The organism is Corynebacterium belfantii (genome assembly GCF_041898185.1).
Lineage (GTDB): Bacteria > Actinomycetota > Actinomycetes > Mycobacteriales > Mycobacteriaceae > Corynebacterium > Corynebacterium belfantii.
On sequence record NZ_CP157823.1, the window covers coordinates 985,117 to 1,003,414 of the forward strand.

Sequence of the window (18,298 nt, forward strand, 5' to 3'; positions counted from 1 at the left end):
CCCGCATGAGTGCTTCTGAATCTGATCTTGCTATTGTTGCCGAGCAGCTAGGCCGCGAACCTCGCGGAGTTATCGAGGTGTCTTACCACACCCCAGATGGTGTACCTGGTGTGGTGATGACAACCCCCAAGCTTGACGACGGCACCCCGTTCCCAACCCTCTACTACCTCACGGAGCCACGTCTTACTGCTGAGGCGTCACGCCTTGAAGTCGCACATGTAATGAAGTGGATGACAGATCGCCTGCACAGCGATGAGGAGCTTCGCAAAGACTACGAGCGTGCGCATGAGCACTTCCTGGCCAAGCGTAACGCTATCGAAGATCTTGGTACCGACTTCTCCGGTGGTGGTATGCCAGATCGCGTCAAGTGCCTGCACGTGTTGATCGCCTACGCATTGGCAGAAGGCCCTGACCACTTCCGTTTAGGCACCGAGTCAGTCGCTCTTGCAGCTGATCACGGTGGACTACGTGGCACCGCAATCCCACAAGATTGGCCGACTGTTGAATCATTGGGCGTGAGCCTTGATCAATTCGACTTCAGCCACGCAGACGTTCCAGGTTCGGCCAAGTGAGTGTGGTAGCTGCCGTTGATTGCGGCACCAACTCCATACGTTTGCTGATTAGTGAGCAAACGCCTACCGGACTGCGTGAAATCACCCGTCAAATGACGATCATTCGTCTAGGCGAGGGCGTCGATGCAACCGGCAAAATAGATCCCGCAGCCATTGAACGTGCCCGCGTCGCATTGTCTGGCTATGTGGACACCATGGTGAAACACAAAGTGACAGCCGTCCGCATGGTGGCAACCTCAGCAACGCGCGATGCTTCGAACAAAGATGATTTCTTTGCCATGACTGCCGACCTTCTAGGCACAGTGGTGCCAGGCGCGTGCGCAGAGGTGATCTCAGGGGCAGAAGAAGCCGAGCTGTCATTTATCGGTGCGGTAGCTGATATTCCTGATACTGATCGACCCGTATGTGTTATCGACCTAGGCGGCGGATCGACCGAATTTGTTGTAGGTAAGAAAACCGGCGAGATCCTAGGGGCGTATTCCACTCAAATGGGGTGTGTGCGCCTCACGGAGCGACTCATGGTCTCCGATCCCCCGACTGCTGAAGAGCTCGCCCAGGCACGTGAGTACGTCGATGCGCAGTTGACTGTTGCGCTTGACAATGTGCCGATTGCACAGGCATCGATGGTGATAGGTTGCGCTGGAACTTTTACCACCGTTGCTGCGCTCACTTTGGGCCTTGATTCCTATGATCCACAGCGGATTCATGGCTCCGTGCACAAAGCTGACACCCTCCGTGGGGAAACTCAGCGTTTGATAGGGGAGACATCACAGCAGCGCGCAGCGCATTCCGTAATGCATCCAGGTCGTGCAGACGTCATTGCGGGTGGCAGCGTTGTAATCGAACAGATCCTTGCGATGATACAGCGGCTCGGTGTGTCTGATTCCGTGACGATTTCGGAAAAGGACATCCTTGATGGAATAGTTTCTCGACTATTCGGGGCGTAACGGGGGTGTTTTTCGGCTCTGAACTGGACTAATCTCACTGCATTTCCCCACAGTGGAGTTAGCTAGTAAAGTGTTGTGGTGTTGCCCCCATAGCCCAATCGGCAGAGGCAATCGACTTAAAATCGATTCAGTGTGGGTTCGAGTCCCACTGGGGGCACCATTAGAACTATCTCGTGCTACAAAAGCACAAGGTAGTTCTTTTTATTTAGCGCCTTATTGAGCTTTTTCACGCTTTGAAGGGGAAGTAGCAACGAAGACGAAAATTACTAGTGTTCAGTGAGCTGGTGCTGATTTAACGTTCAGTTTTTGCCCTAGGTGTTGCAGGGGTTGGCGCTAGCTGCATATGAAGGGGCTGTCGCTTGGGGCGGTGAGGATCGGTGTCATATTATTGGCGGATTGTGCTTAATGTTTCTCAGAAAGTCACAGGTTTTTGGCAGGGAACAGATAGGTCGGTTCAAGGCGGAGTTTTTAGGGTGGTAGCAACATATAAAAAACCAATGCCGTGAAGGAGATAAAGGCAATGCCAGCTGCAATGCAAACCTCGTACTACTTAGAGCCGCTTGATCCCTACTCCGAGAATTCGTGGGGATATATTCCCGAGTCGTCGTCGCGGCCTTGCGCAGGACTTATGGGTAGCTCGCAGACTTATCGTTCAAGTCGTTCGCTGCCACAGTCGGTGAATTCGATTCGACATCGTACCTAGTGCAACGAGTAAGCAATGACCTTAGGCTTGCCTTTGTAATCATCCTTTGGTTTGATGGCACCTATACAGACCGTATAGGTGCCATTTGTATGTTCAAAGGGGTTTCGGCTCGTGAGTCTTCCATCAATTAAGACGACCAATAGCTACTGCGTTGTGCTGTGGTGCGATCAGGGTAGTGCAACGATTAACGCTCCAGATCGGGTGGTCCAGGTGATGGCTGGTGATGTTGTGCTCGCTCCGCACGGTGCTTTTGTTACTGGCCATGGTGTGGTCTTGCCAATGGCTTTTCCTGATTTCGATGGAGGGGTGCGCACTCGTCGCTTGCATATGGGTACTGCGTGGTCGAAGCGAATGATTTTTGAGTTTTCGCGCAGTCTATTAGGCGAGACACGCCCATCGGAATGTATCGCAGCGCTTTTCGACGATCGCGCGCGGCCGCCACAGGTTCCTGAACCACAGGCGGCACGAAAGGTTGCTCAGAAGTTGATCGCTTATCCAGCGGATCAAACACCTTTGTTGGAATTTGCTCAGTTACACAATATTAGTAGCAGGACATTGCAGCGTCAGTTCGTTGCGTCGACTGGTTTTACGTTTAGTGAATGGCGTGCAGCATTGCGTGTGTCTGTGGCGGCTGATTTATTGGCTCATGATTTCCGGATCGGTCAGGTTTCACAGATGGTGGGCTTTAATGCGACATCGTCCCTTACGCGCGCATTTAAGCGACATACTGGTGATACTCCTTCTTCTTTTATCTCGCCGCGTATGCATGCTGTGTGCGAGCAGCAACCGCCGATGATTCCAGCAACCACAACGTTTGCGCGGGCTTCGGACGACATTGCTTTGTGGATTTATAACGGAACGGCGACCGTTACCACCCCTGGATATTGTCGATTTATGGGTGCGGGGGAGACTGTCACTATTCCCTCTGGTACAAATACACGTCTCGACGTTTCTGCTGGTTCTGTAGCATTACCAGTGCCGCTTGCTGCGGCCCACGACGAATTAACGCTTAGCGATGTGCTCGCTGCTTCTGTTAACCCACTTGCTGCGGTGGAATTGCAACGATTGAGTGCACAGGAACGCGCTGATGCTGAGCAGGTGTTGGTTCCTTCTGTGTAAGTTCATAAAAATTTTTAAAAATAGCTTTTTCTAGGGAACTAAAAAGCATTGCGATGCGTTATTGCAGATGTACGAAGATGTTGCCTTTGGCAAAGATGTAGCCAAAGGCGTTGAAAGGAAAGTGTCGCACAATGCGCAGTAGCAATCCGGTCTTGAATTCTCTGACGGGTACCCGCCAAAACTATGCTCAAGCGGGCTACCAGCAGCAAGCGTTCAACCCTATGTCCCAGTATGACCAGTATGGTCAGCCCGTTACCTCAGCTGGCGCTGCAGAGCGTCCTATGACTGTGGACGACGTGGTGACCAAAACTGGTATCACCGTCGGCGTTATTATCGCCTTCGCCGTGGTTAACTTTGCGTTGGCCACGGTTAACCCTGGTCTTGCATTGATCCTTACCGGCGTTGGTGCCATCGGTGGCTTGATCACCGTCTTGATCAGCACCTTTGGCCGTAAATATGGTTCGGCAGCAGTGACCTTGACCTACGCGGCATTTGAGGGCCTGTTTGTCGGTGGCATTTCCTTGGTGCTTTCCGGTGCAATGGTGGGTGGCCATAATGCTGGTACTTTGATCGGTCAAGCAGTCCTCGGCACCATCGGCGTATTCCTCGGAATGCTCTACGTATACAAGACGGGTGCTGTGAAGGTAACCCCTAAGTTCAATCGGATCCTCACGGGATCATTGATTGGTGTGCTGGTTCTAGCTTTGGGCAACATGGTTCTGGGCCTCTTCGGTACCAACCTAGGCCTCTACTCAGGCGGTCCAATCGCCATCATTTTCTCCCTGTTCTGCATTGGCTTGGCAGCGATGAGCTTCCTTCAAGACTTTGACATCGCAGATCGTCTGATCCGTCAGGGTGCGCCAGCAAAGAACGCTTGGGGCGTGGCTCTAGGCTTGGCAGTGACCTTGGTCTGGCTCTACACCGAGATCCTGCGCTTGCTGAGCTACTTTAATCAGCGGTAACAAATAAAACCGCGAGGGCGGTACCAAGTTCACACAACATGTGTTACTCGGTACCGCCCTCGCGTTTCTTTATAAACTTAATGCCTCGCCATCGACAGAGACGTCAATAAACACCGTGCCTTCTACACCTTGGACAGGTCGAGATAGCACAATGGATACGGTACGTGGGGCGGAACCTTTTTCTTTGATACGGCCGGTTCCATACGCCGCTTGTTGAGTCCACTTAGTCCACTTGATTTCTTGGATCGTTGCATCGTGAGAAGCACAATCCATCGTGATAGAGGTGGGCTTTACCATCGCCGGTCCTAGGCAATCGATAAAACCAGGAATTTCTGGAGTACTGCGACTAGGAGGGGAAGTGGTCGACGTTGTAGCGCTAAAGCTTTGCGCGGTCACCACTTTTGTGGTTGTGTCGACCTGAGGGGGTGGGGAACAGGCAGCGAGAAGCGTCGATAAGCAAAGAGCACCATGAATAGTGCCCTTGTGCATTAGGGGTTACGTGGAGTTGCGGCCTTCGAGGAATCGTAAGGCTCAGCGGAAACGATGGTAACGCTAATGGTGTTGCCATTAGGTGCGGAGTACTGGCGGGTTTCGCCTTCCTGTGCACCGACTACTGCGGCACCGAGTGGGGACTGTTCGGAGTAAGTTTCCAAGTCTTTGTTGTCGGAGGCGGCTGCGCGGGTACCGATGAGGAAGGTTTCCTTATCGTTTTTGTCGCCATTGTAGTAAACGTGGACGACGGAACCGATGTGGGCAACGCCCTCGACGATGCCGGCACGCTCGGTGGTGGAATTGGCAAGGATTTCGGAGATCTGCTTGATGCGAGCTTCTTCCTGATCCTGCATTTCGCGGGCTGCGTCGTAGCCTGCGTTTTCTTTCAGGTCGCCTTCTTCGCGGCGCTCGTTAATTTCGGCGGCGACGACAGGGCGGTGAGCGATCAGGGCATTGAGCTCTTCTTCGAGCTTTGCCTTGGTTTCTGGGGTGATGTACTGCTTCTGGTTGTCAGCCATTTAGTCTTCGTCCTTACACATTTGTATTTTGCATGCAGCCACGCAGGCGATCACGATTGAAGCCCCGGCAGGACTGTGCAGTCAGCGAGCGCGGGGCTAAAAAGTAACCTAGTGCATTCAAGCGTGGTATTTCTGGCAGATTCTAGCACAGTGAATGCTCGTTGTGCGTTGTTGTGGCTAGCTCTGATCTAGGTAAAAGGGGATGTCAGTGGCGCAGCCGTATACGTCTCCGGATACTGCCGGTTCGGTGGTTTGAAGCTCTACATCAATTCGGCGGGTGGAGTCGCCACCAGCGGGAAGGAAGATTTCTCGACGGCCTACTTCTGCAATGTCATAGTTCAGTGCGGTGACGATGCAGTAGGAGGGGACGGAGACATCGCTACGTGTGATGTCTACTGTGAGCTTAAAAGTGTGATCGTCAATCACGCGGACATTGGCGGTTTGACCACTGATTTTGGTCATTTGTGAGTGCTGAACGTATTTTGCCAACGCCACTACAATTGCTGCCAAAATAACCACAAGGAGTACTGCCAAGAGCTTTCCTGATAGCGTGCCGCGATCTGAGGCGGTGGCAGCTGAGCCTGATGCGTATCGCTGACGCGGCTTAAACGGGGGCTGCTCAGGGTCATTCTTAGGAGTAGGCATCGTGAAAAGTTGCTCCTTGACGTGGATGAATTGCGCGATTGATCATTGCTGATCACCGCCCTTGAGGGGGTGCGTGCCTTATTGTAGCCCTGTTCTTGCCCAGAACCGCAACGTGGGGCGCACGACTGTATGCGACTTATGATTATTCGGGATTTAAATACAAAGTGTGATGCCGTAATAGTTCCGGCTTCTCATGATGGGTGAAGTTGATACTCTTAAAGCGATGACAGCTTATTGCAACTGTGGCCATTGTGTGTTGCTAGCAATGTAGATCCCCCAAGGTAAAAGGACTGTAACGACCATGAGTTCACTTTCGTCTCCGGCACGTTTGATTGCTATTCATGCCCACCCAGACGATGAATCAAGTAAGGGTGCAGCCACGATGGCGAAATATGTGGCTGAGGGGCATGAGGTCATGGTGGTGACCTGCACCGGCGGTGAACTTGGTGACGTGCTTAATCCGTCACTCGATAAAAGCGAGGTAGAGGGCAGGATTGCCGAGGTTCGTCGAGAAGAAATGGCTCAAGCAGTCAAAGAATTAGGTGTTCAGCATCGGTGGTTGGGGTATCACGATTCTGGTTTCCCGGAGGGGGAACCGCATCCGCCGGTTCCGCCAGGAAGTTTCGCACTCGAAGACTCTGAAGAGGTTGCGGCTAAGATTGTCGCTATTATTCGCGAGTTTCGTCCTCATGTGATCATTACATACGACGAAAACGGCGGATACCCACACCCAGATCATCTCAAAGTCCATGAGGTATCTATGTTGGCGTGGGATCTGGCTGGGGACCCCAACTATCGTCGTGACCTAGGGCAGCCGTGGGCTCCGTTAAAGCTGTATTACACGCATGGTTTTATTCGCCAACGCATGGAGATGTTCCATAATCTGCTGGTTGAGCAGGGAAAACCGAGCCCTTACGCAGATATTTTGGATCGCTGGCTCGAGCACCGTGCAGACATCATGGCTAGGGTGACCACTCAAGTGTATGCAGCGGATTATTTTGATCGTCGTGATGCAGCGCTTAAAGCTCATGCCACGCAGATTGATCCAGCGGGTACATTTTTTGCCACACCGATTGAAACTCAGCAACAGTTGTGGCCTACAGAAGAATTTGAGCTGGCGCGCACACGCGTTTCTGCTTCATTACCTGAAGATGACCTTTTTGAAGGAATCGATACCTCAGCAGATTAAGCTAACACACAGTAGCCTCTGCTTAGCGGTTTGTGCGCGTTACGCATAAGATGAATGCGATTACCGTACTCCGGCGAGTGGAAAGAAGTAGGAAGAACTGTGACACAGCAATTTGTGGACATAGCAAACACGGTGCTGATCGTGGCACAGCAAGATGGCGCTGGGCCAGTGGGGTCGGAATTTGGCAAAGCCTCACCCATCGGTTGGTTCGTTGTTGTTGTGCTGCTTGCCGTGGTTCTTTACATCGGGTGGGCGTTTCGACGTCGCTACACGCGCATGCACCGAAGGAACCTGTTTGCCCAAACTCATGGAATCGACCCGTTCGATCATGAAGCGATTGATAAAGCAATGGCTGAAGCAGGAGTTCTCGATCAAAGTAAAAAGTACTGGTTGTGATTACTTAAGGGAGTAGACATCATAATGCGCACACTAAAAAAGTTCTCTCTTCGCGACCTTGCTTATAACACCGCATATCCTTTTTACGAGAAGCGATTGCTGCGAGAAATCCAAGGGGTGCGGCAGCCTGCGCACGTTGCCATCATGTGTGACGGCAATCGTCGCTGGGCTCGCGAGGCCGGATTTGCCGATGTTACCCATGGGCATCGCGTAGGTGCTAAGAAAATCGGCGAAATGGTGCGGTGGTGTGCGCATACTGATGTTGAACTCGTAACCGTTTACCTGCTATCGACGGAAAACCTTGGTCGAGCCTCCGACGAACTACAAATGTTGTTCGATATCATTGGCGACGTCGTAGATGAGCTCGCCTCCCCAGAAACCAATTGTCGTCTGCGGCTTGTCGGACACCTTGATTTGCTGCCTGACGACGTCTCCCAGCGTCTCACCCAAGCCCAAGTCAACACCAACGACAACACTGGGGTCTCAGTCAACGTTGCCGTTGGCTATGGTGGCCGCCAAGAAATCGTCGATGCGGTGCGCGAGCTTATCGACGCCGAAGCTGCAGCAGGAACGACTGCTACAGAAATGGCCGAGAAAATCTCCGTCGATTCTATTTCCAAGCACCTGTACACATCGGGCCAACCAGACCCTGATCTCGTGATTCGTACCTCAGGCGAACAACGCCTCTCTGGCTTTTTGTTGTGGCAGGCTGCGTATTCAGAAATCTGGTTCACCGATACGTACTGGCCAGCTTTCCGACGCGTTGATTTTTTGCGAGCATTGCGAGAATACTCAAAGCGAAGCCGACGCTTCGGTAAATAACGCACACGTATTCTTCTCGTTCTAGGAAGGGGATTATTTCCCAACCATGGTTCATGTTCGCTTCCACTCCGTTTATGGCTCCACAGCGCGCTACGCACACGAGCTAGCGCGCCGCTTGGGTACCACTGCTTGTGACTTTGATACGCCAGTTCCTCACGATGCACAGCCGCTCGTAGTTCTTAGTCCTGTGCATGGTCCCAGCATTCCTGCCGTTAAATTTGCCCGCAGCGTTTCCCCACGGGAGATTGCCGTTACTGCTGTAGGCATGACTCTTCCTAGTGTGGCTCGCTCTAAAGACTGCCTAGCATCGATGGTGCCAGCTTCGTGGGGGCGGTTCTATCTTCCTGGCAGTTTGAAATATTCCACGATGCAGGCAGGGCATAAGGCGACGATGGCGTCGATAGTCGCATTGGTGGCTGCCAAGCCCATGAAAAGTGCAAACGACAAGAGCATAATTTCGATGTTCCAGCGTGATACCGATTGGGTAGATTTTGCGGAGCTCGATGCAATTCAGCAATGGGTGCTGGAACGTCAGAATCGCGTTTAAATTTTGCGCATGCGCACGCGAGCGACTTTGTGGTCTGCGCCTTTGCGCAGCACTAGAGACGCTCGAACCCGAGTGGGCAGGATGTGTTCTACAAGGTTGGGTAGATTGATCGTTTGCCAGATTCGTCTTGCTTCGTCAGTTGCTGCGCGATCGCCCATGTCCGCGTAGTGGGAGAAGTGGGCATTGGGAGCGCGGAATGCTAGCTGCCGGAGTTTCAGAAAACGATCGATATACCAGCGCTCGATGTCTTCTAGGGAGGCGTCAACATACACGCTGAAGTCAAAAAGGTCACTGACCGACAAGGTGGGGCCGGTCTGCAAAACATTAAGACCCTCGACGATCAAAATGTCGGGGCGGCTGACCGTGACGCATTCGTTTTCTACACGGTCGTATAAAGTGTGCGAATACACTGGGGCTTTAACGTGCGCTTTTCCGGCTTTCACATCAGTGACAAAGCGCAATAGCGCGCGTTGATCGTAGCTTTCTGGGAATCCTTTGCGGTCCAAAATGCCACGTTTTTTCAAAATCTCGGTGGGGTAGAGGAATCCATCGGTGGTTACCAAATCTACGCGAGGATGTTCGTCCCACCGCTGTAAAAGGACTTGGAGCAAACGTGCTGTGGTGGATTTTCCTACTGCCACAGATCCAGCAACGCCGATAACAAACGGAATATGGGGTGCTTTTTCGCCCAAGAAGGTTTCGGTCGCCTGCGTGAGTTCTTGGCGCGCGTGGACTTGGAGATGAATGAGACGCGACAGCGGTAGATAAACCTCGGCGACTTCGTCGAGATCGATGTTTTCGCCAATACCACGTAGTTCCACGACCTCTTGCTCTGTGAGGACCTGGGGCATCGACATGCGCAAATGACGCCACGTCTCACGATCAAAGTCGAGATATGGGCTGAGGTCTTTGTCGCGAGCCATGGGTTCTATTGTGCCTTCCGTAGCCCGTGAGGAGAAAATCAGTGTGAAAAAACACCATAAAGGGGAGTGAGGTATAGAAATCTATCAATGGTCAGACATATGGTTAATATGTAGGTATAGCGCAAAGTCGCTTACTTGCTTTTCGCTCGCTAACATCCATGATGCGCACATATGACCACAAACGATGAAAGGGTTAGTGGCCTTAAGCCATGACAGATGACATCCGCTACCAATCACTAACCGAGCTTGATCCAGAGGTTGCGGCTGCAATCACTGGTGAGCTTGACCGCCAGCGTTCCACGCTCGAGATGATCGCGTCTGAAAACTTCGTTCCACGCGCAGTTTTACAGGCACAAGGATCCGTATTCACCAACAAATACGCTGAAGGTTACCCAGGGCGTCGCTACTACGGTGGCTGTGAAAACGCCGACATCGTTGAAGATCTAGCGCGTAACCGTGCCAAAGAGGTCTTCGGTGCCGAGTTTGCCAACGTGCAGCCTCACGCAGGTGCACAGGCTAATGCTGCTGTGTTGATGGCACTGGCCAACCCCGGCGATAAGATCATGGGCCTGTCCTTGGCTCATGGTGGCCACCTGACCCACGGCATGCACTTGAACTTCTCCGGAAAGCTCTATGAAGTTGCAGCCTACGAGGTAGAGCCAGATACTTTCCGCTTGGACATGGACAAGATCCGTGAACAGGCTTTGAAGGAGAAGCCACAGGTTCTGATCGCAGGCTGGTCCGCATACCCACGCCACCAGGACTTCGCAGCATTCCGTTCTGTCGCCGACGAGGTTGGCGCTAAGTTGTGGGTCGATATGGCTCACTTCGCTGGTCTTGTGGCTGCTGGTTTGCACCCATCGCCAGTTCCTTACGCTGATGTTGTGTCCACGACCGTTCACAAGACGTTGGGTGGTCCACGCTCGGGTATGATCTTGTCTAAGCAGGAGTACGCCAAGAAGCTGAACTCCGCAGTCTTCCCAGGCCAGCAGGGTGGACCTTTGATGCACGCAGTTGCTGCTAAGGCTGTTGCCATGAAGATCGCTGCAACTGAGGAGTTCAAGGATCGCCAGCAGCGCACGCTTGGTGGTGCTCAGATTATCGCTGAGCGTTTGACAGGTGCTGATTGCAAGGCTGCAGGTGTAGACGTATTGACCGGTGGCACCGATGTCCACTTGGTTCTTGTCGATCTGCGTAATTCCCAGATGGATGGCCAGCAGACTGAAGATCTCCTCCATGAGGTCGGAATCACCGTGAACCGTAACGCGGTTCCATTCGATCCACGTCCACCAATGGTCACCTCCGGTTTGCGTATCGGTACACCAGCTTTGGCTACCCGTGGCTTCGATGCTGCAGGTTTCACCGAGGTTGCCGACATCATCGCTACCGCATTGGCACAAGGCACCGGTGCTGACACCGAGCAGCTACGCGCACGCGTCGCTAAGCTTGCCGAGCAGTACCCACTCTACGAGGGTCTTGAGGACTGGAAGCTCCTCTAAACCTCAAGCGAAAGCCGCACATCGTGAAGGAAAAACTCCTTCAGAGTGTGCGGCTTTCGTGTTGTATCACTTATTTTCCGTCGTGATCATTGCCGGTTTCGGTAGTACGATTTTCTGCCAACGACGTACGCGCAGCACGAAGCCAATCCGGCTGATTCTCTAGGAGGGATTTGATTTCGGCGGTGGTCAACGCCTTGTCCATATCATTACGCTTGAGCGCGGTGATCGTGATGCCCAACTTCTGGGCTACCACAGGGCGTGGGTGTGGACCATTACGGCGTAGATCTTGCAGCCACTGGGGTGGATTAGCTTGCAGTTCCACGAACTCGTCGTGGGTCAAAGCGTTGTTCTGGAACTCCTCTGGCGTGGCGGGCAGGAAGATGCCCAGCTTCTTTGCAGCGGTCTGCGGCTTCATTGCGGTGCCGGACGGCTTTCTTACAGATTCTTCATTCACAGAGTTAACGGTAGCATTGATTCTTATGCTGACACTAAGTTTCGCCACTGGAACCGAACCGAATAAGTGGTTCACACGGTTTGAGGAACGCACCGATCATGGCGGATTGCGCACCCTGAGTGATGATGACCCCCTTTCGTTGCTTGTTGACGGGATCGCGGATCTAGTACTCGTCCGTCTCCCGGATCCTCGCGTGGACAACGACGACACAGTGCACGTGGTGGAGCTGTATCAAGAGTTGATGGGCGTGGCATTGCCCAAAGAACATACCTTGACGCTGCTGGATGTGTTAGAGCCAAATGATCTTGATGGTGAGATGATTAATTACATCACCCCTCCTAGTCTTGAGGTTGATGTCGCAGCTGTTCGTGCGCAATTGCAGGTGGTGGCAGCTAACGTGGGCGTGGTGATTGCTCCGCGGCCGCTATTGAAGGTGCTCAGCGGCAAGCTCGTGGAGCATCGCGAGTTTAGTGATCCGCAGCGGTATGGTCAGGCGCGTACCCGCATTGCGTTGGTGTGGAAAAAGGAACGCGACGGCGAGGATATCCAAGATTTTGTTGGTATTGCTAAGGGGCGGACCGTCCAGTCGTCGAGGCAGTCGAATGCCAAGAAATTATCAGCTCGTGAAAAGACGCTGGCGAAGCAGAAGCGTCGGCAAGAGGCAGGGAAGAAACCCGTGCGTAAGGGCGGCCGGCGTAAGCGTTAAGCGTACAGGGGGTGCGCAATTGCTGGGTGTTCGCATACACTCGGTTGCTTTGGTACCGACGTTTCAGCAAGGATAGAAATTATGAACGCACCGTCGCAGCCCGATTTTGTTATCCGTCCACTGCGTAGGACGGACTTCGGCCAAGTTCAACAGATTTATCTTTTGGGCTTGGAAACCGGTCACGCCTCTTATGAAATTGAAGCCCCTAGTTGGGAAAAGTTTTCTACGTCAAAAATCCCAGAGACGTTGTTCGTTGCCGTCGAGAAAACCGATGATTCCAAGGTTCTCGGCTGGGTATCCGCCGCTCCCATTTCCTCACGGACGGTTTTTAGAGGTGTTGTCGAGGATTCGATCTACATTCACCCAGATGCCCGAGGCCGTGGCGTAGCGGGCGCTCTCGTGGACAAGCTTATCGACGTCTGCCAGCATCTCGGATTCTGGGCAATCCACTCGTGGATCTTCCCAGAAAATGAAGGTTCCGCAGGACTGCACGCATCCCGCGGATTTGAAAAAGTGGGCACATTTAGCCACCTCGCCAAGATGACATACGGTGAAATGGCTGGACAGTGGCGCGACACTGATATTTGGGAAAAACTGCTGCCCAAACCAGAACTCGCTGATCATGAGGCAGCAGCTGTAGAACCTTAAAAACTAGCGCTCGATGGTCTGGCTTAGCTCAGTCTCGTGAACAAGGGCGAGCAAGATCACCGCTAGAATCGACAACGGCGCGACTGGGAGGAAGACGGGGGTAAGCGCGTCGTTGTACGACACAGCAATAGCATCTTGAATCACCTGGGGCAGGTAGCTGACAAATGCTGGTGTGAGTCTACTTGCACTTTGCAGCTTATCGACGGCATCCATCGGGTAGCCCTGAGCCACAGCCTGCTGAACTGCTGTGGGCAGATGCATTCCGATCTGTTCCTTGAGATTGGTCAAGAACATCGATCCGATTAATGCTGAACCTACAGCGCCTCCTACTTGGCGGAAGAAGTTGTTTGATCCAGTGGCAGTACCCACCATTGCGAGTGGGAATGAGTTTTGAACGATCAGAACCAAGATTTGCATTGTGCAGCCAAGGCCCACACCGAAGATGAACATGTATATTCCAACGGCGACAAGTGAGTCGTTGTGATGCAGTCGCGAGAGCAGTACCAATGCGATGGATGTGATGATCTGTCCGATCAGTGGGAATGTCTTATAACGACCCGTGTGTGAGACGAGGTTTCCTACTCCGATTGAGGAGATCATAAGCCCATACATCATCGTGATCATGGTTAGACCTGCCTTGGTGGGGCTCATATGGTGCACCATCTGCAAATATGTTGGTAGGTAGGCCATTGATCCGAACATGATGATACCGATAGCAAGTCCTGTGATCGTTGTGAGCGTGAAGTTGCGGTTTCGGAAGAGAGCCATGGGGATCAAAGGATCGTCGACACGCAGCTCTACAGCGACAAAAATAATGCCGAAGACCACAAACGATGCAATAAGACCCACAATGATGGGATCGCTCCAGGCGTAATCGCGACCGCCCCAAGTGACAAACAGCACCAGCGAAGCCGTAGCGATGGCCATGGTGAGCGTTCCCCACCAATCCAACCGGAACTTCACGTCTTTGCTTGGCAATGACAACAAGAACCAGATGGGGATCACAGCGACAGCTCCTAGTGGGAGATTAAGCCATAGGCCCCAGCGCCAACCTGGGCCGTCGGTAAACCAACCACCCAGCACAGGGCCTAGCACTGAGGACACACCAAAGACTGTGCCCATCACGCCCATGTATTTACCGCGTTCGCGGGCAGTGGTGACCTCGGCAGTGATTGCCTGCGAAAGAATCATCGACGCACCACCGGCAACTCCCTGAATGGCACGCGCAAGAATCAGCATCGACATCGACGTAGCCAACCCGCCAAGGAGTGATCCCAACATGAACAACAGGTTGGCAAAAATAAAGAGCGGCTTGCGATTGATTACATCGCCCAGCTTGCCAAAGAGCGGCATGGCGATAGTCTGTCCCAGCAAAAATGCTGTGATTACCCACGACATGTGTTCCACACCGCCAAGATCACCTACGATAGTTGGCAGTGCAGTAGCAAAAATCATCTGGCCCAACGAGCCCATCAATATACTGAGCATCAAAGCTGCAATAATCCAGCCCACAGGGCGATGGTGTGTGGCCGGTCCGCGCACATTTTCCGGCGACAATTGAGTGCTCACGTTATAGTCCTTTGTTGATCGTGCGAAGGTGGACCAAGGCCTCGAGGCACGATTCCTCGAGGGTGGAAAAACTGGCGGAAGGGCTGTCTGCCCATAAAGTAAAGCCAAAGCGGATGGCGTAGCTGGATGAAAGAACTACTGCGGTTGCTTCAACATCCGCATCCCCTCCTAGTCGGCGTTGCTCGGGGAAGCGCTCGAAGTATTCGCTGACCAGCGTCTTAAAATTGATAAACACCTTGTGGTACAAGGCGTTGTAGTTAAAGCTTCGCTCTGGATTGTTATGGCGAATAGCTTTGCGGCGTCGAATTATTTCCCCACGGGTGTGGGGGTCGAAATCCTTGCCGGAAAACACAAGGTTCATGTGAAGTCGAATTACTGCTTCGGGGAGATCCTCATGTGGATGGGAAAGGAATTCTTCTCGCAGCTGCGGCAAAATGTCGACTTGGGCGTCGCCGAAGACGGCATTTTCTTTGGAATCGAAGTAGTTAAAGAAGGTTCGTTTGGAGATTTCTGCTGCGGCACAGATGTCCTCGACGGTGACGTTGTCGAATCCGTCGCGAAGCACGAGTGCAGTCGCAGCATCTTCAACGCTTATGCGGGTTTTGAGTCGCTTTGTGGCTCTTAAAGATGTATCTGGTTGCGTACTCACAGAAGGTAAACCTAGTGCAAAAGTGCACCAAGTGCAAAAAGATCGTTTATGTGTCTACAAAACTGCAGGTAAAAAGGACGTGCCCTTCCTAGTCAAGGTAATTGACTAGGAAGGGCACGTGTAGGCCAGTGCGGTAGCTTCTTTAGACTTACTTGTCGCGATCGGTGTTGGCCATTGCGAGAACGTCGAGGCGCTTGTCCAGCTCTTCCTCGGTGAGCTTTTCGCCATCAACAAAGCCCAAGTCGATGACAGTCTGGCGAATGGTCTTGCCTTCCTTCAGTGCGGTCTTTGCCACCTTTGCTGCAGCTTCATAGCCGATAGCGGAGTTCAGTGGGGTCACGATCGATGGGGAAGACTCAGCCAAGGTGCGCATGCGCTCCTCATTTGGCTGGATGCCGTCGACAAGACGCTCTGCGAATACGCGGGCGGTGTTAGCCAGCAGGCGAGAGGACTCGAGGACGTTGCGGGCCATCATTGGAATGAAGACGTTGAGCTCGAATGCGCCCTGTGCGCCACCGAAAGCGATGGCTGCGTCGTTACCAATGACCTGAGCTGCCACCTGAGTTGCGGTTTCGCACAGAACTGGGTTGACCTTGCCTGGCATGATGGAGGAACCTGGCTGCAGGTCTGGCAGGTGAATCTCGCCGAGGCCGGTCAGAGGGCCGGATCCCATCCAGCGGATGTCGTTAGCAATCTTAGTCAAGGATACAGCGATGGTGCGCATTGCACCGGAGAACTCGACGAGGCCGTCGCGGCTTGCCTGGGCCTCAAAGTGGTTGACGCACTCGCGAAGTTCAGAAACGCCGGTCAGCTTAACGAGCTCGGCGGTGACCTTCTGGCCGAAGTCTGCTGGGGTGTTCAGGCCGGTGCCCACAGCGGTGCCGCCGATGGAGAGCTCGCCAAGACGTGGCAAGCATGCCTCTACGCGCTCGATGCCAGCCTCAATCTGGCGAGCGTAGCCGGAGAACTCCTGGCCCAAGGTAACTGGAACGGCATCCATCAGGTGGGTACGGCCGGACTTTACAACGTTCTCCCACTCGGCAGCCTTCTTGGCTAGGGAAGCATGGAGAACCTTCAGGCCTGGAATGAGGTCCTTAATGGCTGCCTCAGTTGCGGCGATGTGAGTAGCGGTTGGGAAGGTGTCGTTGGAGGACTGGCCCATGTTGACGTGGTCGTTAGGGTGAACCTCAACGCCGTTAGCCTTAGCGATCGAGGCGATAACCTCGTTGGAGTTCATGTTCGACGAGGTGCCGGAACCGGTCTGGAAGACGTCGATAGGGAACTGGTCGTCGTGCTTACCCTCGGCTACCTCGGTAGCTGCGGCGATGATTGCATCAGCCTGCTCTGGAGCCAGAAGTCCGCGGTCCTTATTGACCTGAGCGCAAGCGGCTTTGAGCAGACCCATAGCGCGGATCTGTGCGGCTTCGAGGCCACGGCCAGAAATTGGGAAGTTCTCAACAGCGCGCTGGGTCTGTGCGCGCCAGAGGGCGTCGATAGGCACCTTAACTTCACCCATGGTGTCGTGCTCGATGCGGTACTGCTGCTCAGTCATAAGTTGTATCCACCTTTGTCAGTAGAAGGTTGCAGAAATCTGTGCGCGTGGTAGCTCGGGTTAGCGGGACACGTGCACACATGCCTACCAGTATGCCCAAAAACCAATCCAAATGTGGCAAAGATGTGGGAAATACTGATGGTGTGAGGTGAATCGATGGGAACGGGGCTACGTAAGCTAATAAAAACACCCCGTTCACCTGTGCTTAGGGCAAAGGTTACGGGGTGTGGGTGATAAAAATTACTTTTTAAATGCCACTACTTCCGTGGGGAAATCTGGGAGTAATCGACAACGGAGTATTTCTGCAGTTTGTGCAGCTTGTGGGTGGATTCGATGAAACGAATGGTGCCGGACTTAGAACGCATAACGAGCGAGCGGGTGGTTGCGCCGTCGGCACGGTAGCTCACGCCACGGAGCATGTCGCCATTAGTCACACCGGTAGCGACGAAGAAGCAGTTGTTTGAAGAGACGAGGTCATGGGTTCCCAGAACGCGGTTGAGTTCGTGGCCAGCATTGCGTGCCTTGGCAGCCTCGGCGTCATCCTTGGGGGCCAGCACACCTTGGATCTCGCCACCCATGCACTTCATAGCGCATGCGGTGATGATGCCTTCTGGGGTTCCGCCGGTACCCATCATGATGTCGACTGAGTTGGTTGCTTGAGCAGCGGCAACTGCACCTGCAACGTCGCCATCGCGAATCAGACGTACCTTAGCGCCGGCCTCACGAATGTCTTTGATCAGGGTTTCGTGGCGTGGGCGATCTAAAACAACAACGGTGACCTGGTCTGGGGCAATTCCCTTAGCCTTTGCTACGGCCTTGATGTTGTACTCGACTGGGGCGTTGATGTCGATGGTTCCCGCTGCTTCCGGCCCAACGGCGATCTTGCGCATGTAGAACACGGCTGATGGGTCGTACATGGAACCACGCTCGGCGGCGGCTAGGACGGAAATAGCGTTGGGGCGACCTTCCGCCATCAAGGTAGTGCCATCAACAGGATCAACAGCAATGTCAACTGCTGCGCCTTCGCCGGTGCCTACCTGCTCGCCATTGAAGAGCATAGGGGCTTCGTCTTTTTCGCCTTCGCCAATAACGACCACACCGTTCATTTGAACTGAGTTGATGAGCTTACGCATAGCGTCGACAGCTGCTCCGTCACCCTCGTTCTTCATGCCGCGACCGACCCAGCGGCCAGACGCCAGTGCAGCTGCCTCGGTAACACGAACCAACTCGAGGGCGAGGTTGCGATCTGGAATCTCTGGGTTGAGGTTGGTCATAAGGGAATGCCTCCTGTGGATGACGTTAAAAATCTCAATAGTGAGAACTGTTTATATGGTGACGCGAACAGCATAACGAGGGGACACGGGGAAGATCCTCGCGAAAATACGG

General features: G+C 53.3%; 20 protein-coding genes and 1 tRNA gene. 12 read left to right on the top strand and 9 right to left on the bottom strand.

Annotated features, from left to right (window positions below):
* The first annotated feature begins 5 nt into the window (after window positions 1-5).
* The 5 genes from ABMV07_RS05115 to ABMV07_RS05135 all read left to right on the top strand — a co-directional run bounded on the left by ABMV07_RS05115 (window position 6) and on the right by ABMV07_RS05135 (window position 4,303).
* Complete coding sequence (locus ABMV07_RS05115) at window positions 6-572, top strand: DUF501 domain-containing protein (protein ID WP_088266665.1); 567 nt, start codon at window positions 6-8, stop codon at window positions 570-572.
* Entirely contained in the window at window positions 569-1,519 is a 951-nt protein-coding gene (locus ABMV07_RS05120) for a Ppx/GppA phosphatase family protein (protein ID WP_196981363.1), read from the top strand. Before ABMV07_RS05115 ends, ABMV07_RS05120 begins: the two co-directional genes overlap by 4 nt.
* A gap of 83 nt (window positions 1,520-1,602) precedes the next feature.
* A tRNA-Leu gene (locus ABMV07_RS05125) sits at window positions 1,603-1,679 on the top strand.
* A 654-nt stretch (window positions 1,680-2,333) separates the two neighbouring features.
* Window positions 2,334-3,341, top strand: a complete 1,008-nt coding sequence (locus ABMV07_RS05130; RefSeq protein ID WP_088266667.1) for a helix-turn-helix domain-containing protein — start codon at window positions 2,334-2,336, stop codon at window positions 3,339-3,341.
* Between the two features lie 131 nt (window positions 3,342-3,472).
* Window positions 3,473-4,303, top strand: a complete 831-nt coding sequence (locus ABMV07_RS05135; protein ID WP_088266668.1) for a Bax inhibitor-1/YccA family protein — start codon at window positions 3,473-3,475, stop codon at window positions 4,301-4,303.
* Window positions 4,304-4,372: 69 nt separating this feature from the next.
* Here ABMV07_RS05135 and ABMV07_RS05140 read toward each other — a convergent pair whose 3' ends face one another.
* From ABMV07_RS05140 to ABMV07_RS05150, 3 genes are all read right to left on the bottom strand, one after another.
* The gene (locus ABMV07_RS05140) at window positions 4,373-4,792 is read right to left on the bottom strand and encodes a hypothetical protein (RefSeq protein WP_088266669.1); all 420 of its coding nucleotides are present in this window, start codon (window positions 4,790-4,792) and stop codon (window positions 4,373-4,375) included.
* Window positions 4,792-5,313 (bottom strand): transcription elongation factor GreA, encoded by a 522-nt coding sequence (greA, locus tag ABMV07_RS05145; protein WP_088266670.1) that lies wholly within the window; start codon window positions 5,311-5,313, stop codon window positions 4,792-4,794. Before greA ends, ABMV07_RS05140 begins: the two co-directional genes overlap by 1 nt.
* Before the next feature lie 177 nt (window positions 5,314-5,490).
* Window positions 5,491-5,958, bottom strand: coding sequence for a DUF4307 domain-containing protein (locus tag ABMV07_RS05150; protein WP_088266671.1), 468 nt, complete (start codon window positions 5,956-5,958; stop codon window positions 5,491-5,493).
* A 301-nt stretch (window positions 5,959-6,259) separates the two neighbouring features.
* Here ABMV07_RS05150 and mca point away from each other — a divergent pair, with 301 nt between their 5' ends.
* From mca to ABMV07_RS05170, 4 genes are read left to right on the top strand one after another with little or no spacing between them, the layout of a single operon-like run.
* A complete protein-coding gene (gene mca, locus ABMV07_RS05155) occupies window positions 6,260-7,147 on the top strand; it encodes a mycothiol conjugate amidase Mca (RefSeq protein WP_088266672.1) in 888 nt (295 codons plus the stop codon).
* 54 nt (window positions 7,148-7,201) lie between these two features.
* Window positions 7,202-7,543 carry a hypothetical protein gene (locus ABMV07_RS05160; RefSeq protein ID WP_088266673.1) on the top strand — a complete coding sequence of 114 codons (342 nt, stop codon included), beginning with the start codon at window positions 7,202-7,204 and terminating at the stop codon, window positions 7,541-7,543.
* Between the two features lie 24 nt (window positions 7,544-7,567).
* Window positions 7,568-8,365 carry an isoprenyl transferase gene (locus tag ABMV07_RS05165; protein ID WP_196977795.1) on the top strand — a complete coding sequence of 266 codons (798 nt, stop codon included), beginning with the start codon at window positions 7,568-7,570 and terminating at the stop codon, window positions 8,363-8,365.
* A gap of 46 nt (window positions 8,366-8,411) precedes the next feature.
* Window positions 8,412-8,912, top strand: coding sequence for a flavodoxin domain-containing protein (locus ABMV07_RS05170; protein WP_088266675.1), 501 nt, complete (start codon window positions 8,412-8,414; stop codon window positions 8,910-8,912).
* On the opposite strand, the gene coaA is transcribed toward ABMV07_RS05170, so the two are convergent.
* Entirely contained in the window at window positions 8,909-9,835 is a 927-nt protein-coding gene (gene coaA, locus ABMV07_RS05175) for a type I pantothenate kinase (RefSeq protein WP_088266676.1), read from the bottom strand. The genes ABMV07_RS05170 and coaA overlap by 4 nt on opposite strands.
* A gap of 209 nt (window positions 9,836-10,044) precedes the next feature.
* Between coaA and glyA the strand changes: the two genes are divergently transcribed.
* Entirely contained in the window at window positions 10,045-11,334 is a 1,290-nt protein-coding gene (glyA, locus tag ABMV07_RS05180; RefSeq protein ID WP_088266677.1) for a serine hydroxymethyltransferase, read from the top strand.
* 70 nt (window positions 11,335-11,404) lie between these two features.
* On the opposite strand, the gene ABMV07_RS05185 is transcribed toward glyA, so the two are convergent.
* Window positions 11,405-11,749, bottom strand: a complete 345-nt coding sequence (locus ABMV07_RS05185) for a DUF5997 family protein (protein WP_088266678.1) — start codon at window positions 11,747-11,749, stop codon at window positions 11,405-11,407.
* Window positions 11,750-11,813: 64 nt separating this feature from the next.
* Here ABMV07_RS05185 and ABMV07_RS05190 point away from each other — a divergent pair, with 64 nt between their 5' ends.
* Window positions 11,814-12,494 carry a LysR family transcriptional regulator substrate-binding protein gene (locus ABMV07_RS05190; RefSeq protein WP_088266679.1) on the top strand — a complete coding sequence of 227 codons (681 nt, stop codon included), beginning with the start codon at window positions 11,814-11,816 and terminating at the stop codon, window positions 12,492-12,494.
* 81 nt (window positions 12,495-12,575) lie between these two features.
* Window positions 12,576-13,142, top strand: a complete 567-nt coding sequence (locus tag ABMV07_RS05195) for a GNAT family N-acetyltransferase (protein ID WP_088266680.1) — start codon at window positions 12,576-12,578, stop codon at window positions 13,140-13,142.
* A gap of 3 nt (window positions 13,143-13,145) precedes the next feature.
* Here the strand turns inward: ABMV07_RS05195 and ABMV07_RS05200 are convergent, their stop codons facing one another.
* The 4 genes from ABMV07_RS05200 to glpX form a co-directional block, all read right to left on the bottom strand.
* A complete protein-coding gene (locus tag ABMV07_RS05200; protein WP_374064954.1) occupies window positions 13,146-14,711 on the bottom strand; it encodes an MDR family MFS transporter in 1,566 nt (521 codons plus the stop codon).
* A 1-nt stretch (window position 14,712) separates the two neighbouring features.
* A complete protein-coding gene (locus ABMV07_RS05205) occupies window positions 14,713-15,360 on the bottom strand; it encodes a TetR/AcrR family transcriptional regulator (RefSeq protein WP_088266682.1) in 648 nt (215 codons plus the stop codon).
* Between the two features lie 148 nt (window positions 15,361-15,508).
* A complete protein-coding gene (locus ABMV07_RS05210; protein ID WP_088266683.1) occupies window positions 15,509-16,912 on the bottom strand; it encodes a class II fumarate hydratase in 1,404 nt (467 codons plus the stop codon).
* A 257-nt stretch (window positions 16,913-17,169) separates the two neighbouring features.
* Complete coding sequence (gene glpX / locus ABMV07_RS05215) at window positions 17,170-18,186, bottom strand: class II fructose-bisphosphatase (RefSeq protein ID WP_088266684.1); 1,017 nt, start codon at window positions 18,184-18,186, stop codon at window positions 17,170-17,172.
* Between the last annotated feature and the right edge of the window lie 112 nt (window positions 18,187-18,298).

Coding starts and splice junctions, on each gene's coding strand:
- ABMV07_RS05185 (WP_088266678.1), bottom strand. CDS start 11,749: ATGAAGCCGCAGACCGCTGCAAAGAAGCTGGGCATCTTCCTGCCCGCC.
- ABMV07_RS05160 (WP_088266673.1), top strand. CDS start 7,202: ATGCGATTACCGTACTCCGGCGAGTGGAAAGAAGTAGGAAGAACTGTG.
- mca (WP_088266672.1), top strand. CDS start 6,260: ATGAGTTCACTTTCGTCTCCGGCACGTTTGATTGCTATTCATGCCCAC.
- ABMV07_RS05115 (WP_088266665.1), top strand. CDS start 6: ATGAGTGCTTCTGAATCTGATCTTGCTATTGTTGCCGAGCAGCTAGGC.
- glpX (WP_088266684.1), bottom strand. CDS start 18,186: ATGACCAACCTCAACCCAGAGATTCCAGATCGCAACCTCGCCCTCGAG.
- ABMV07_RS05190 (WP_088266679.1), top strand. CDS start 11,814: ATGCTGACACTAAGTTTCGCCACTGGAACCGAACCGAATAAGTGGTTC.
- ABMV07_RS05170 (WP_088266675.1), top strand. CDS start 8,412: ATGGTTCATGTTCGCTTCCACTCCGTTTATGGCTCCACAGCGCGCTAC.
- ABMV07_RS05135 (WP_088266668.1), top strand. CDS start 3,473: ATGCGCAGTAGCAATCCGGTCTTGAATTCTCTGACGGGTACCCGCCAA.
- ABMV07_RS05150 (WP_088266671.1), bottom strand. CDS start 5,958: ATGCCTACTCCTAAGAATGACCCTGAGCAGCCCCCGTTTAAGCCGCGT.
- ABMV07_RS05140 (WP_088266669.1), bottom strand. CDS start 4,792: ATGCACAAGGGCACTATTCATGGTGCTCTTTGCTTATCGACGCTTCTC.
- coaA (WP_088266676.1), bottom strand. CDS start 9,835: ATGGCTCGCGACAAAGACCTCAGCCCATATCTCGACTTTGATCGTGAG.
- ABMV07_RS05195 (WP_088266680.1), top strand. CDS start 12,576: ATGAACGCACCGTCGCAGCCCGATTTTGTTATCCGTCCACTGCGTAGG.
- greA (WP_088266670.1), bottom strand. CDS start 5,313: ATGGCTGACAACCAGAAGCAGTACATCACCCCAGAAACCAAGGCAAAG.
- ABMV07_RS05165 (WP_196977795.1), top strand. CDS start 7,568: ATGCGCACACTAAAAAAGTTCTCTCTTCGCGACCTTGCTTATAACACC.
- glyA (WP_088266677.1), top strand. CDS start 10,045: ATGACAGATGACATCCGCTACCAATCACTAACCGAGCTTGATCCAGAG.
- ABMV07_RS05210 (WP_088266683.1), bottom strand. CDS start 16,912: ATGACTGAGCAGCAGTACCGCATCGAGCACGACACCATGGGTGAAGTT.